At 57.4% G+C, this 14,322-nt stretch carries 10 protein-coding genes, 2 rRNA genes and 1 pseudogene; 4 read left to right on the top strand and 9 right to left on the bottom strand.

Annotated elements, in window-relative coordinates; all coding sequences use genetic code 11:
• Positions 1–155 precede the first annotated feature (155 nt).
• Complete coding sequence (locus NMA52_RS17310; RefSeq protein ID WP_254828966.1) at positions 156–683, bottom strand: hypothetical protein; 528 nt, start codon at positions 681–683, stop codon at positions 156–158.
• Between the two features lie 130 nt (positions 684–813).
• The gene (locus tag NMA52_RS17315) at positions 814–5,076 is read right to left on the bottom strand and encodes an Eco57I restriction-modification methylase domain-containing protein (protein WP_254828967.1); all 4,263 of its coding nucleotides are present in this window, start codon (positions 5,074–5,076) and stop codon (positions 814–816) included.
• A 427-nt stretch (positions 5,077–5,503) separates the two neighbouring features.
• Here NMA52_RS17315 and NMA52_RS17320 point away from each other — a divergent pair, with 427 nt between their 5' ends.
• Positions 5,504–7,273 (top strand): OmpA family protein, encoded by a 1,770-nt coding sequence (locus tag NMA52_RS17320; protein ID WP_254828968.1) that lies wholly within the window; start codon positions 5,504–5,506, stop codon positions 7,271–7,273.
• Between the two features lie 263 nt (positions 7,274–7,536).
• Here the strand turns inward: NMA52_RS17320 and NMA52_RS17325 are convergent, their stop codons facing one another.
• Positions 7,537–8,982, bottom strand: coding sequence for an amidohydrolase (locus tag NMA52_RS17325; RefSeq protein ID WP_254828969.1), 1,446 nt, complete (start codon positions 8,980–8,982; stop codon positions 7,537–7,539).
• Positions 8,983–9,014: 32 nt separating this feature from the next.
• Positions 9,015–9,179: a hypothetical protein gene (locus tag NMA52_RS17330; protein WP_254828970.1), complete on the bottom strand. Its 165-nt coding sequence runs from the start codon at positions 9,177–9,179 to the stop codon at positions 9,015–9,017.
• Positions 9,180–9,330: 151 nt separating this feature from the next.
• Between NMA52_RS17330 and NMA52_RS19270 the strand changes: the two are divergent.
• A pseudogene (locus NMA52_RS19270) lies at positions 9,331–9,447 on the top strand (antitoxin); the annotation flags it as partial.
• A 499-nt stretch (positions 9,448–9,946) separates the two neighbouring features.
• On the opposite strand, the gene NMA52_RS17335 reads toward NMA52_RS19270, so the two are convergent.
• The 3 genes from NMA52_RS17335 to NMA52_RS17345 all read right to left on the bottom strand — a co-directional run bounded on the left by NMA52_RS17335 (position 9,947) and on the right by NMA52_RS17345 (position 12,179).
• Positions 9,947–10,405 (bottom strand): GreA/GreB family elongation factor, encoded by a 459-nt coding sequence (locus NMA52_RS17335; RefSeq protein WP_254828971.1) that lies wholly within the window; start codon positions 10,403–10,405, stop codon positions 9,947–9,949.
• Positions 10,406–10,583: 178 nt separating this feature from the next.
• Positions 10,584–11,078, bottom strand: a complete 495-nt coding sequence (locus tag NMA52_RS17340) for a DinB family protein (RefSeq protein ID WP_254828972.1) — start codon at positions 11,076–11,078, stop codon at positions 10,584–10,586.
• A gap of 99 nt (positions 11,079–11,177) precedes the next feature.
• Positions 11,178–12,179, bottom strand: coding sequence for an OmpA family protein (locus tag NMA52_RS17345; protein ID WP_254828973.1), 1,002 nt, complete (start codon positions 12,177–12,179; stop codon positions 11,178–11,180).
• Positions 12,180–12,276: 97 nt separating this feature from the next.
• Here NMA52_RS17345 and NMA52_RS17350 point away from each other — a divergent pair, with 97 nt between their 5' ends.
• Positions 12,277–12,849, top strand: a complete 573-nt coding sequence (locus NMA52_RS17350; RefSeq protein WP_254828974.1) for a hypothetical protein — start codon at positions 12,277–12,279, stop codon at positions 12,847–12,849.
• Between the two features lie 2 nt (positions 12,850–12,851).
• Positions 12,852–13,775 (top strand): hypothetical protein, encoded by a 924-nt coding sequence (locus NMA52_RS17355; protein WP_254828975.1) that lies wholly within the window; start codon positions 12,852–12,854, stop codon positions 13,773–13,775.
• A 103-nt stretch (positions 13,776–13,878) separates the two neighbouring features.
• On the opposite strand, the gene rrf is transcribed toward NMA52_RS17355, so the two are convergent.
• Both rrf and NMA52_RS17365 read right to left on the bottom strand, forming a co-directional pair.
• Positions 13,879–13,991, bottom strand: a 5S ribosomal RNA gene (rrf, locus tag NMA52_RS17360).
• 223 nt (positions 13,992–14,214) lie between these two features.
• Positions 14,215–14,322: ribosomal RNA gene (locus NMA52_RS17365) — 23S ribosomal RNA — on the bottom strand; the annotation flags it as partial.

Consider the following 14,322-nt stretch of genomic DNA (forward strand, 5'->3'; position numbering starts at 1 on the left):
AAGTGTGATTTTCCAAGCACGCGAAACCGAAGCCACCACCAAAGTCAGGCAAGCGCACCTACCACTGGTTTGCCCCCCTGGCTGAACAGCCGAATGCCTTAACACCTCGACCGGTCCAAATCTCACTGCACCCCGCTAGCCCCTGTGTTGGGGGCCTACCGCACCGCCCTACCCAGCGCAAACAACACCTGATCCCCCCCATACCGCCACCCCGCCTCGGCGCGAAGCGAGTCACATAAATCCTCATCATCAGCCATCCAGGCTCTGTAGTCGTCGATAAGGTCCACGTGCGACTTGCGCAACTGACCCAGCTTAAGCATCTTTTTAATCTTAATCTCATCCTCCCCCGCCCGGTAAATGCCGAAGGCGCGCAGCACGTGCTGGTCGACAATCGGCTCCGCGCCCCCACTGCCAAGGTGAGCCCCGAACTGGTAGTACACAAAGGCAGACGCACAGTTGCGTTCCGTGGAGTTCGCTTCCGCAGCCCCACGGGCGATGTGGCGGTGCTTCCCCACGTCGCCGTTCTTCCAGGCCTGGGCGTAGAGGAGCTTGATAATTGGATCCACCGAATCGTCGAAGGAGGCATGATTCAATGAGAAGTCGTCGTTGATCCACCCTTCCCGCTTTAACCGCTCCACCTCCTCGGCCGTAAGCGAAAACCCCAGCCTCGGAAACTTCTCCAAAGGCATCCGGAACTTGCAGATGGAGTCGTGATTGCACAGCTCCTCTATGTCAGCGACGGACTGACAGACTTTCAGTCGGTCAAATACCCTTCGAACGATCTCCCGGGCGCACTCTGGACTAGTCGGTTGCTTACGCGCCATGCTCCTCGTTTTCAGCTTCCACCTCCGGCGCCGCCCCCAGATACTCCTCCTCACTCAACCCAAACTCCGGATCCACCACCAACACCTCCTCGTAGGAGAGCCCGTACAGGTGGTACACCAACAGGTCGATCTCGGCCTCCAGGGCGGTGGTGTCGGCTTGGGGGTTTTGGGATTTAATTTCAATAATCCTGTTGACGGTGCGGTCTATTGTCTGCTCATATTTCAAGTCATAAACTATTGGCAAGGACAGAATAAAAGGGCTTTGCATTGCAATAGCTCCACCACGATAGGTTGTAGCAGTATTCCGGAGAATGAACCATATAATTAAACTGTTTAGAATCCCCAAAGTATAATAGGTCCCATTAGGGATTATAAAAAGTTTATTGTTGCTATAAATATGGTTTACGTCAAGAGTAAAAGACTGAAAAGTCATTATCTCTTGATAAAAGATCTTTGGCTTCTCAAATTCTCCATAATAATCACAAGCCCGAAGTTCCCACCAAAAATCACCCTTATCATACCGCTTTTTAGCCTGGTCCTCATACTTCATTAACCACCCAGCTACTGCCGGGTACTCTCGTTTAAGTAAGGCTAGGCCCACCGTTTCGGAAATTGCAGGACCTCCCTGAGAATAGGTCCACCCCTTCTTGAAAAGGATCAAATACTTGTCCGCCACCGGCGGCACATATCGCTTCACGTCCCGTCCCGCCAAGAAGGGTTTAATGACCACGGCGCTTTTTGGGTCTTCGGCGATGAGCCTGTCGCGGGTATCGGCATCGATGACGAAAGCTTCGTTGTAGCCGGTTTTAATACCGTAATAGATCTCTCCTTTGACGTATTCTCCAAGCGGCACTCCGGTATTGCGGAGCTTTTCGAGCAGCCGCTGGGTCTTCACGTCCGCTAGGTTCCACCCTTCCTCCGTCAGTTCGGATTGTAGACTCGTAAAGCGATGCGCGGCGAGCTGTTCGCGGAAGAGCTGGGTTTCCAGTCCCGGAACGTTCATGGCGACAAAGGTGTCGGCGGGCGCTTTCTTTTCGAGACTGATGATCAAGGGATAGGTGGTGGCACCATCGAAAACCGGCAGGTCGCCAAAGTCGATCAGTTCGACGATTCGGAACTGTTTCAGGTACCGGCGCAGGGCCCGACCAAAGCCCGCCCGCATGAACTTATTGGAAATGATGAAACTGAACTGCCCATTGTTGCGCAGATTCTTCATCGACAGCTCAATGAAGTACACCAACAAGTCGGCGGTGCCCGCATAAACCTCGTAAGATTGCTCCAAATAGCCTTTCAGGTCCCCCAACTCCTCCTGCCGGATATAAGGCGGATTCCCCACCACCACGTCAAAGCCCAGAAACTCCCCATCCTCCCCCAGCACCGCCGGGAACTCGAAGCGCCATTCGAAGGCGTTGCGGTAGATGGCGTTGGAGCGGACGGACTCGATCTCGGTCTCCAGTTTTTCCACCTTCGTTTTCAGGGGTGCGATCTCCTTGCGCACCTTCTTCTCGTCCACCGAGCCAAAGAGGTCGCCTACCTCCAGTAGTCCCTGCAATTGGTCAAGCCGGCCACGGGCCTTTGCCAGGGCTTTCACTTTCTTATCGTTGCGGCTGATATGCGACTGGAAGTTGCCCTTGATCTCATCGATCACCCGCAGCAGTCCCTGCTTTTCCTCCGGCCCCGTAGCGCGGTGGTAGGCGGCTACGGCTATGCGGTAGCTGTCAAGTCTAAAGCGGGGAGAATCCGCCAGGGCCTCCTTCAGTTCGTCGTCGAGGGCGAAGCGGCTGACCAAGCTGTTACCCTGCTTGATGTTGATGTCGATGTTGGGCAGCGTTTCGAGTTGTGACCGTCCCGCTGTACTCCCCCCTTCGGGGGTTAGGGGGCCATATAGTGAGGTAGGCTCGCCAGTACCCGTGCCCGCCGTACTCCCCCCTTTTGGGGATAGGGAGCCATGTGGCGGGGTACGCTCGCCAGCACCCGTGCCCGCCGTGCTCCCCCCTTTGGGGGATAGGGGGCCAGGTGGCGGGGTAGGCTCATCGGCACCCGCGCCCGCCGTACTCCCCCCTTTGGGGGCTAGGGAGCCATGTGGCGGGGTACGTTCACCACCACCCGTAACGGCGTTTGCCCCCCGGCCCCCAAAGGGGGAGGACGCCTCCCCTTCCACCCGGTAATAGGCGTGTTTCAGCAGTTCGATCCACAGCCGCAGCCGGCAGATCTTGACGGAGTTGGGGTTGATGTCGACGCCGAAGAGGCAGTTTTCGATCAGGGTGCGCTTCTCGTCGAAGAGGGTGCGCTGCACGGTCTGCACGGTATCGTCGACGTGGAGGGTACCGTTGCTGTCCTCCCGCACGTGGTATTCGAACGGCCGGCCGTCGCTGCGGTAGGTGAGTAGCAGTTCGTCGTTCTCCACGGAAGCCTGGACCTCGCGGTTGAACACTGCACCCGCGGCCCCGCCCCCGAGTATGCCGAGTTCCGCCTTAACGGCGATCAGTTCGTTGAGGGCCGATACCAGGAAGTGGCCGGAACCCACCGCCGGGTCACAAACGGTAACGGAATTGACCACGGCGTTGGCGGCTTCCAGTTCTTCGGACCGGTACTTGCGACTGAGGAAGTGGCACAGGTCAGCGAAGCTTTCGGCGTCGAAGTCGGCAAAGTGCGCACTACGGTCGTCGCGGAACTTCTGCACCACGGCCCGCCGGATCGTCTCGCGGCACATGTATTCGGTGATGAAGCCGGGGGTGTAGAAGCTGCCGTCCTTATAGCCGTTGATCTTCTCAAAGATCAGGCCCAGCACGCTGGCGTTGATGAGGCGCTTGTTCTCCTCCTGGATGGCCCCGCCGCCGCCGCCGAAGTCGTAGGCGTCGAGGAAGTCGAAGAGGTAATGCAGGGGGTGGGCCGAGCCCTTACGCCGCAGCACGGAGTTGGGGTGGTAGGGCAGTTCGAACTGGTCCTTGAGGGCGTGGACGAAGAGCACCTGGCTCTCCAGTTCCGTAGGCTCGAAGAGGGAGCTGTTCAGGTAGGGTACGCGGTGGAAGTGGTCGACGATGGACTGCCGCTCTCCGGGGCGCACGGCCAGCACCTTGAAGAAGAGGGTGTGGAGGCCGTCGTAGTCGGGTACGAGTTTGGGGGTAAGGAAGCGATACGCAGCCCCCGTCGGACGGTTGGAACCGTCCGACGGGTTGGGTGCCGGGTGGTAGCTCACCAGCTGACTTTCCAGCAGCTTCAGGAAGAGTACGCGGTTGATCCAGGTGATGCACAGCTCGATGGCCACGGCGAATTCCCTTTCCTCGCGGTTGCTGCCGTAGCTCAGGAAGTCCGGCAGGCGGCGGAAGCGGTGGTCGGTGGTGGCCATGTCGATCACGTTCTCGAGCAGACTGGCCGGGTGGCGCTGTCCGGGCGGCAGGCGGCGGATGATTTTCTTGCCGCCGCTCTTCTTCACCTTCCCCTTGCCGTCTACGCTCACCTCCTCCAGTCCGATGATGTGGAGCAGTTCGCGGTAGAAGGCCTTATCGAGCTTATTCGAGTCGTTCGCGAAGGGCCGCCGCAGCAGGTGCACGGGCGAGAGCGCCTTGTAGAGGGGAATCAGCTTGTCGTCGGTATCCGCGTTACCGTCCTCGCAGTATTTGCGGACCTTGCTTAGCTGGACTTCGGTCACCGTTACCTTATCGTCAAGCTCCGCGATGTGCCGCCGGATGTGTTCGTAGACCTGCTCGTTCGTCTTGCCGCCATCGGCGTCGATCTGTAGCAGTTGTTTACGGAAGCGTTTCTTCTCCCAGAACAGCCGCTCGAAGTCGCGGTCGGCAAAGAGGTAGATGGCGTCGCCGTTGGTGATTACGAGCGTCTTGATCCCGGTGTTGCCCGCTTCGCGTTCCCGCATGAAGTACAGCACCAGTTCGTGCAGCGCTTTGGAATTCGGGCGGGTACGCAGGTGCCACATTTCCGAGGAATTGCGGCGCGTTTTGGCTTCCACGATTACGCCGATGGGGTCCTTCTTTTTCGGCCCGTCGTGGATCACGGTATCCATACGGCGCACTTCGCTCTGCACCAGGAAATCCTGTTTCGGGTACCACACCTCCCGCAGGAAGTGCTGCAGGTGGTCGCGCAGGGTGGATTCGCTCACGTCGTCGCCCCCGGTCAGGTCGAGCAGCCGCGGCAACTCGGCCTTAAGGCGGTCGATGTCCTTGCGGGCTACCTTTTCCTTGCGGTAGGCTTTGTTGAGGGATTTCTGGGGGGTCTGGGTGTCGAAGGTCAGCATGCGCCCGGAAAATACAGTTGGGTGCCGGGATATAGATAGAAAGTCGGCATATAAAATGGGGAGATGTACAATTTCGGATTCAGGAGGTACGATGCTGGATTGCGGCTCAGCACGAGGCGCCCGTATCTGGTCTAGCACCAAGCAGTATCCCCAGCTCAGCGAAGGCCCCGCGAGTGTTCGGCCACCAGCACGGCCATCCCGAATCGCTAACCGTAAAACCCTACCGTGGCCCGCGCAACTGCGCTGAGCGTATGTCCCCCCCCACTCTGCAGGAGGAATATCCCCAATTCTGGGGATAAACACCCCGCGCAGTAGCTCATACTTTGTTCGCTACGCAAGCTACGGCCCGTAGCGTACAACATCCTTCACCCATCCAGAATGGCGCCGGCTGTCTTATTTGGTTGGCACCTCACTATGAACACCCGTTATGAAATATATAATCCTTTTGGGATGCTTGCTTATGCAGGTGACCTTCCTCGGCGCCCAGTGTGCCGAAGTATTCTTTTACCGCGTCAACGGGGCCCTGGCGGGCTCATCCACGGTATACCTGATGTACGACGGCGTTCCCATCGCCCAGGTCGATCTCGGCCAGCGCTACCGCATGGAGTTGTGCGATGAGGGCGAATATGAATTCGTGGTCCGAGCCAACCCTACCGACGTCATATCGGACCGGCAGGTGCTTCAGGTGAAGCCCGGAGATCGTCACTACTTACGGGTTGGCCTTACGATGGGCGTCGAGGTGGTCAGTCTTCGCAACATGGGCACCGACAAAGGAAGCAGGGAAATGGACCGGTCGGCCAAGTTCGTAGGTGCTATGCAGGAACTCAGTCTAAACAGCACGCTCGCAACCCATACCGGCGGCGGCGGCAACGGCGGCGTCCCCTCCGGAGGAAATGTCGGAAGTGGGGGCAAGAGCAGTAGCGAAGCGGTAACCATCAACAATTTCCGCTTCGACATGACCGATGTCCGAAAATCCGGTGAACTGGTCGAAATGGATTTCAAAATCACCAACCTGTCGGGAACCGACCGGCAGATGGAACTTTGTACCCGCATGCTCAGCTTTTACGATGAAAATGGACAACTCTATTTCGTTGATAAGGTATGCCTGGCCAATGATTGTAGTTCTTCCGGATCCGGCGCGGAAGTAGTATCGCAAGAATATAGGTGCAATCGGTACGAAAAGGCTTATGCGACCATGCCATCCAACATACCGCTGAACGCTTCTTTCACACTGAAGGTAGACCGCAATGCCAAGCAATTCGTCCGGGGGGACATGTGGTTCATGGCGGAGGAGCCCGTTCACTTCCAGTACGGCGTAATTCCCTTTCCCGGGACGGTGGATACGGAGAATCCGAATCGCAAAATTGCCGGTCGCCAAACGATCACCTACCTGGACAACTTCCGGCGGGGCAACCAAGTCTTCACGCACTTCCGTGTAGAAAATTCGGTTTCCAGTCCGCACAACCTCCAGGTGGAGGGCGGCAAAGCGTACGATGACCAGGGGCTGCCGCACGACGCTGCCGCCCTTTCCTTCGGCAGCAGCGAAAACGCTCAATTCACCTCCCCCGGCCGTAACGGATGGCAACAGTCCATTCCAGCCAACGGCCAACTCGAGTTTTACCTCGGTTTCGACGGGGTTCCCCGCGAGGCCAAGTCGTTACCCCGGGTAGACATTGACTTTGGTGACTTTGACCTGCGGTGGGAAAACATTTCCATTGGTTCCGCCGCGCTTTCACCACCGGACGGCAGCTCCTCGGCCAGCCCCGCCCTCGCCACCGCCAACTCGGACCTACAGGCGGAATACATCAGTTACGACCGGTTCAAGACGGAAGCCCCGGAAAAAGCCAAACTGGTGGGGAAACGCGTCATCTTGGATAACATCTACTTTGACAGCGGCAGCGATAAACTGCTGAGTACGTCCCACTCGCAACTAAACGATCTGGCCACCACCCTAGCGCAAAATCCTGGATTAATAATAGAAATCTCGGGACATACCGACAACGTTGGATCTTCCGGTACGAACGTGCTGCTGTCGCAGAAGCGAGCCGATGCGGTCCGGTACTATCTTATCGAACGATCAGTACCCCCCTCCCAAATGAAGAGCACCGGCTACGGCGACGGCCGAGCCATAGCGGACAACAACAGCGCGGCGGGCAGACAAAGCAACCGGCGCGTGGAGGTCAGCGTGTTAGAGTAAAGTGGAAGATGCACCCTCATGGTTGCCCCCCCGCAACAACCGAAGACCGTTCGATCCGTGATGATCTACGGTTCCTGAAACAGGTTACAGATCGAGGAAATATCAGAATAATCCAGAGCCACGGGACACCCCGGAGGCAGCACGTAAACCTCTCCGTATCCCTAATGACTTTCGTGGATTACCGGTCACCAAGACGGTGGCGAATTAGCAGTTGCTAAGCCCTCCAGTAGATCATTCGTCAGTAAGTTATTAGCGGTAAGCAGCTACTCCCCCACCGGCGGCGGCCCCTCCGGCACCATCGGCTTATACTCATACTCCCCCAGATCCTCCTCGAATTCGGCGCGGATGCGGTCACGCAGCTGCTCGTCCCGGTAGAGGTCGACCATGGTGCGGGCCAGGGCCTCGGCGGCGAAGGCCATGCCCTTGTGACCGATGCTCATGCCCCCGCAGGCCACGACGGCCCAGCTGTGCCAGGGCGTGCCGTTCGGGGCGGTGGTGGCCCGCAGACGGATCACCGGTACCACGTAGCTGACGTCGCCGACGTCCGTGGAGCCTCCGCTGGCGACCTCCTGGGGTTGCTCCAGAGGCTCGATCTTGCTGATGGCGCCGATCTGGGGCTTGTTCACGGCTTGCTGGATGCCCCGGGCGAATTCCTGCTCCGCGTCGGTATACTCGATGGGGCCCATCTCCTCCAGGTTCTTTTGCAGGACCTCGGCGCCGGTCCGGTTGACCAACACTTCGTGAATGCCCGACACCAGCTTGACCTCGTACTCCACGTTGGCCATCAGGGCGGCCCCCTCGGCGATGCGCTTGATCTGGTCGTAGACCGGCCGCACGCCCTCGAAGTTGGCATCGCGCACGCGGGTCCAGATGCGGGCATAGTCCGGCACAACGTTGACCACTTCCCCGGCTACCTCGATGTCGTAGTGAATGCGCACGCTCGGTTTTACGTGTTCCCGGTAGTAGTTGATCCCGGTGGTATACAGTTCCAGACCGTCGGAGGCATCGCGGCCGTTCCAGGGGTCGCTGGCCGCGTGGGCCGCCTGACCGCGGAATTCGACGATGAAGTCGACCAGCGCCAGACCGGTTTGTACCCCCGTTTTCGTTTCGTCGGAGGGGTGCCAGTCCATGACCACGTCGACGTCCTCGAAGGCCCCGGCGCGGATCATCCACAACTTCCCGAAGTATTTCTCCTCGGCCGGCGTACCGTAGAAACGGATGGTGCCCTGCAGTTCTCCGCTTTCGATCAGCTCCTTAATGGCCGTAGCCGCGCCCAGGCTGGCCGTACCGAAGAGGTTGTGTCCGCAACCGTGACCGGCTCCGCCTTCATTCAGCGGCTGCTTGTGGGGTACCGTGGCCTGACTCAGTCCCGGCAGGGCGTCGAATTCCCCGAGGATTCCGATCACCGGTTTCCCGCTGCCGTATTCCGCCGTGAAGGCGGTCGGCATGTCCCCGATGTTTTCCTTGATGGTGAAGCCCTGCGCCCGCGCGTACTCCTTGAGCGCCTCCGCCGAGCGGGACTCCTGGAAGGCGACTTCTTCGTACGACCAGATCCGGTCGCTCAGCTGGGTCAGCTCCGAAAATTGCTCCTCGATGCTTTCGCTTACGGCTGCTTTGAGGTCACTCTGGGCGGCGAGCGCGGGAGCAAGCTTAGCGACGGGAATCCCCATCAGTAGCCAGAATAATAGAAGGGTAATGCGTGTGTCCATACTGATCCGTTTGCTACAAGGTAGCAATATAGTCAGTTCTTGATGCGGACTACATCCTTGAAATCTGCCCGGCCATCACCAGTAAATACCGCAACAATCAGGATGCGCTCAGCAACCGCACGTCGGTCTCCCAGCTCTTTCATGAAGGATGTGAATTCTTTTGATGAATAGCTGAGAGCTTGTTTGGGCTTTACCATTCGACCTACAAACGGTCCCTTTGCGCCTGTCCTTCGTTGCTGAAAATGGCTTCGTAGCCCGGCTACGATCCACTTCCAGTGCCTCGGCCACACAAAAAGTGACTCGCTTTTGGTCAGAAAAGCAACGCCCAAACAAGTGAATCACAAAATGCTACGCAGAGCTATCGAACGGGTGATTGAAATTATCGGTGAAGCGATGAATAGAATCTTGAAAGTATACCCAGACATCGAAATACCCGATGCAAGAAAAATTATAGCTACCCGGAATATACCCGGCACGAAGTGGTTTGAAGATTTAGGTCGGCGCTATCTTCGTTCAGATTAAGGCGGCAAATGCAGGCGACACCTGAGTGTCGGCGAGGCTTGCCAGCGTAAAGCTGGGCGCAGAGAGCAAGAGATAAACGCCCAAACCACTTTGTAACGGGTATAAAATAATTCATGGATACGACGAGGTTGATGATGTAGTAATATATTATTGCTACGAAGTACTTCCAGGAATTAAGGAATAGTATCAGCAAATTTTAATGGCCCCCAAACACAATTATGGGGGGGAGTATTTCAGAGAGTGGGTCAACTGCTTGGGCACTGCATAGTTTTTGAAACTGTCTCTCTCACTCAGCCGCAACGCTTTTCCGCTGGCGGAGGTGATGTCGCGCAGGATCACCCGCTCGGCCCTGCCGGCTTTCATTATTCGGGCGGCGGAGCGCGGGAGCAATACCCCTTCCCGGAATGCCGGCCTCTCTGGTGAAGACCTTAGTAGATCCCATCTAGAGAATATCCTCGATCGTATGGGTTCTTCCGTTAAAGGTGATGCTATCCCCTACCCCACGGTTCAGGAATGCCCGGCCAATCGGTGACTGCACGGAGATGCAGAAGTATACCTGATCCCCTAGCCTGACCTTGCCGAGTCCGATGGACAGGTAGTAGCTTCCGTGCTTGGTCACCACCAGACTACCCCGGGTAACGCGGTCGCCGCCATCCTGTAATTTCAGGGCCGCCAGGGTCCGCCGGTCCTCCATCACCTGCAGCAGTTGTCGATTGGCCTGGACTTCCTCACGGTGCAGCATGGCGCGTCCGGTTTCGTATTTATCCCCCGCGCTGCTCTTGGTTTCGCTTTCGCGGGAGCTGTTGATTCCGTCCAGGATATTCTGGAGGGTAGTGATGCGGCGGTCCGTGTCGGAGACGCAGAATTGGTGAAGTTGGCTTTTGATGGTTTGGACTGACACGGACCGGGGATTGGTGTAAAGGTAGCGAGTAGAACCAGGTGAACCCGCCTCTGGTCGATACCCACAGCATGGCGGCTTTAGGACTATGCAACGGACTTGAGGGGTAACCGGCAGTGAAAGCTCCTTCCTGAAACGCCTTGCTCCCGCGCCCCGCCGCCCAGTGCACGTCAAGACCAATTCAGAAACTCTGATCGTCCGCGCTAGGCCCGTAGCTCGACGGGACGGGGATCTCCAGTAATCGGTAGTAGACGCCGAGTTGCGCGCGGTGATGGGTGATCTGGTTGAGGGCCTGACGAATGGCAAAATACTTGCTCCATTCCGCGATGACGGTGCCGTTCATTTTCAGGGCCCACTTAGACGTGAGGTCGTCGTCGGTGGCTATACTCAGTGCCTCCTGGCTGTGCCCGAAATTCTTGTCCAGTTCGGTGATCAAGCTGGAGGAGGAGGTGAGGGGCGTCGGCGTTTCCGCTCCGGCGAGGTCCATGTATGAGGTAGCGAGCATATCGCCCGTCCAGCCGAATACGTGGGTGAGGTGAGTGACCAGGTGACTAAGCTTCATACTCTTTTCGTGGGGAGCGTAGTCATTGTTGTCCCCGGGATAGCGTGCAAAAAATTTGGCGGTGGTAGAGTGTTCCCGCGCCAGTTCGGTTTGGAGAAGGTGGGTGATTTGCATTGGGTGTTAGTTGATGATGCGATTGTGCAAGGTAATCACGTGGGGTGCTCGGCGTGCGACGCCTTGGCCAATGTGGGACTCGGCGTGCAACGCCCCGACCTAGTTTTGCCGCAGGACCAGTTCTACCCGCCGGTTAAGCGCACGGCCGTCCTCCGTATCGTTGGCGGCTTTGGGGGATAGGAAGGCCACTCCGTCGGGCAGGAGGCGGCCCGTAGCGATGCCGTGGTCGGTTTCCAGGGCACGGACGACGGCGGCGGCGCGATCGTGGGAAAGCGTGCGGTTGTACTTCAGGGTACCGGACATATCGGTGTGGCCCACGACGTAGAGCTTCTTATCCGGGTACTGCGTAAGGTAAGCGGCGATCTGCTCCAGAACGGGCCGGGATGACTCCCGCAAGGTGGCGGAGTCGAAGTCGAATTCGATGCCGTAGATGCTGATGCTGCCTTTAGCTTCCAGTTCGTTGGCCAGGTAGTCGGGGTCGAGGCTGACCAGACCGGTTTCCGCGGGGGTGACCTCGATGATGTCCACCAGGTAGCCGATGAGATCCTGGCTGTGGCGCTCGCCGTAGATGGCAACGTAGGTCGTACCCTCCGGCCGGACCAGCTGCCCGACCAGCGTGAACGTCCCGCCGCTGGTAGCCGTACCCGCGAACAACTTACTGGCCGGCGAGCCACCGGCCGGCTGCTGGCCCGCCAGGGCAATGCCGATCCACTGGGGAGAGCCGATCTTATTGCCGCCGCCGTCGGGGATCAGACTTTCGGTCAGGATTGTGATTCCGGCCTGTTCCATGGCTCGTTTGTAGTCGATGTACACCTCTCCGATCGAGACTTCCTCCTTGGTGGAGGGTACCTCGTAGTAGATGCGGTAGACTTGGCCGGCGACCGTATCCCGCTCAGCGATGTAGCGGTAGCCCGCGATGGGCCCGGTGGCCAAATCGTACTCGAAGTACTTTTCGGTTTCGTACCAGGTGATGGAACTGCCGGGATAGCGCGTCAGGAGGGGATGATCCCGGGAGCCTGCTACGTCCGTTTGCGCGTGAAGACCCGCCCACGGGAGGATACAGAGCAGTAAAAGTACGGGAGGGAAGTACTGGCATTTCATAGGGTGAAAGGTTAAGTGAGGGGTTCAACCTGCAATGGAATATACGCAGCTATTTCTTATTTGTGTTGTAACTTGTAAAGCAACCAATCCGATGCTTATGTTACCCATCAGATTTCTTCCCCTTCTTTTCCTCTTTTTTACAGCTTGTGGCGATCCGGATGCCGAAGTGGATAATTCGGTGACCTCCGATCCTACGACCGCTACCGATGTCGCCGCCCACATTCAGGGGGTGAATGAGCGTTCCGTGCTAGACAAGGATGCGCTCAAGGCCATGCTTCCCGCGAAGTTGCTCGGTATGGAGCGACAGGAAAGTAGTGCGAATAGTATGGGGGTGGGTGGATTTGATATCGCGACCGCTTCGGCTACTTACCATACCGGTGATAGCGGAGGCCGGCGGATAACCGTAACCGTCAGCGACGGTATGGGCGGAAATCTCGCGAATATGGGGATGGTAAATTCCTTCACCATCGACAGTGAGGAAGGATCGAAATCGACCAAGACCCTACAGATCGACGGACATAAGGCCATTCGGCATTTCGATCAGTCCAGTATGAACGGTACCCTGGCCGTGATCTTCGATCAGAGCGTCGTGCAGATCGAGGGAAGGCGGCTGAACCGGATGGAGGATCTCGAGTCGGCCTTTAGTGAACTTGACGTGGACGACCTATAGGGATGCGCTGGTCCAGGATACTCGCCACGGTCATCAGTGTATTCCTTGCCTTCATCGCAGGTGCGCTCATTGGTGCGTATCCCGGTCGTGTGGCCGGAGAAGGTCAGATGCTGGCGGGAGGGGCTATCGTTGCCTTTTATATGTTGATCGGCGGCGGCATAGCCGTGGCACTCGTGGGGTACTACTGCTCACGCCAGGGCTCCCGGAAAATATGGCGGCTGGCCATTGGTCTATTCTTTGTTGCCGCGTTACTGATCTTCCATACGCGCTACAGCCTCGCCGAACGGCGGGTAAAGCGGCAGATGACTCCGGATACCGTAGCTCCGAAGGTGGACACCGTGATGAAGGTCGAACAAGACGGGGGCACGGCGCTGGAGGGGTACGGGTTCGTGGGAGCGCCCTTTAACCGCGAGGGATTAAAGCTGTATTTCTACCCCGGAACCGACTACTTCGAAGCGCCGGTGGATAGTCTCGTATATGATACGGAAGGGTACCGGAATACGCTCGTGTATGCCCCCCCTTATCTGCTTCCCTACTACCTGAAGGAAGATTACGAGTCGCTGTACTTCAGGCTCACGGGAACTCACGGGAACCGCGTACAAATCGAACTGAATGCCGATACCGGTCAGCGCGGATGGGTCGATCGCCCGGCCGTATCCATTTTTTACTGGCCTGACTTTCTGCAAAGCGTGTTTGCCGTCTATCCCTTGGATCCCGCGACCAATCCCGTGCGGCAACGGCCCCTCCCGCACGCCGCTGCGGAAACGAACATCACCGCCGACGAGATCTTACTCTCCGAAAGAGTGGAGGGGGACTGGATATTCGTCAGGGCATTCGTGGAGGGCGATTCGGAAACCGGGTTTAGCGGATGGATCCGCTGGCGGGACGGAGATCGGTTACTGGTGGGATGGGATTATCGATTATGATCTGGGGCACCGGTGCCTGTCGCTCGGGCCGACCGCATTCCTGGTTGGACCCTGCCTAAATGACACGAGCCCCACCGACGCGTGTCGGCAGGGCTCGTGATAAAATTGGCGGCGACCTACTCTCCCGGGATCAAGTCCAAGTACCATCGGCGCTGGGCAGCTTAACTTCTCTGTTCGGAATGGTAAGAGGTGATCCTGCCCGCTGTAGCCACCAAAGTCTTTGTTCCCGACATCAATCGTCGGGATCGTTTCTTTGGTAACGATCAACAAGTTCGATAAGAGAGCTTCAGTCCTTTTTAGTGCTGGACTTACCATCCACATCAAGACCGATTACTTAAAACTAATACTTTTCCACAAGCGTGCTGCTTTATCGGATTCTTACTCATAAGTCTCAGACCAGTTGATTCAACTAGTTACTTAAACTCACTTCAAAGAAAAAATAAAGGAAGCTGTCGGGCGATTAGTATTGCTCGGCTCCATACGTTACCGCACTTCCACCTACAACCTATCAACGCACTCATCTGGTGCGACCCTTTAGGGACCGAAG

The sequence above is a fragment of the Lewinella sp. JB7 genome, assembly GCF_024297185.1.
Classification (GTDB): domain Bacteria; phylum Bacteroidota; class Bacteroidia; order Chitinophagales; family Saprospiraceae; genus Neolewinella.

Coding starts and splice junctions, on each gene's coding strand:
- NMA52_RS17315 (WP_254828967.1), bottom strand. CDS start 5,076: ATGCTGACCTTCGACACCCAGACCCCCCAGAAATCCCTCAACAAAGCC.
- NMA52_RS17320 (WP_254828968.1), top strand. CDS start 5,504: ATGAAATATATAATCCTTTTGGGATGCTTGCTTATGCAGGTGACCTTC.
- NMA52_RS17325 (WP_254828969.1), bottom strand. CDS start 8,982: ATGGACACACGCATTACCCTTCTATTATTCTGGCTACTGATGGGGATT.
- NMA52_RS17330 (WP_254828970.1), bottom strand. CDS start 9,179: ATGGTAAAGCCCAAACAAGCTCTCAGCTATTCATCAAAAGAATTCACA.
- NMA52_RS17340 (WP_254828972.1), bottom strand. CDS start 11,078: ATGCAAATCACCCACCTTCTCCAAACCGAACTGGCGCGGGAACACTCT.
- NMA52_RS17345 (WP_254828973.1), bottom strand. CDS start 12,179: ATGAAATGCCAGTACTTCCCTCCCGTACTTTTACTGCTCTGTATCCTC.
- NMA52_RS17350 (WP_254828974.1), top strand. CDS start 12,277: ATGTTACCCATCAGATTTCTTCCCCTTCTTTTCCTCTTTTTTACAGCT.
- NMA52_RS17355 (WP_254828975.1), top strand. CDS start 12,852: ATGCGCTGGTCCAGGATACTCGCCACGGTCATCAGTGTATTCCTTGCC.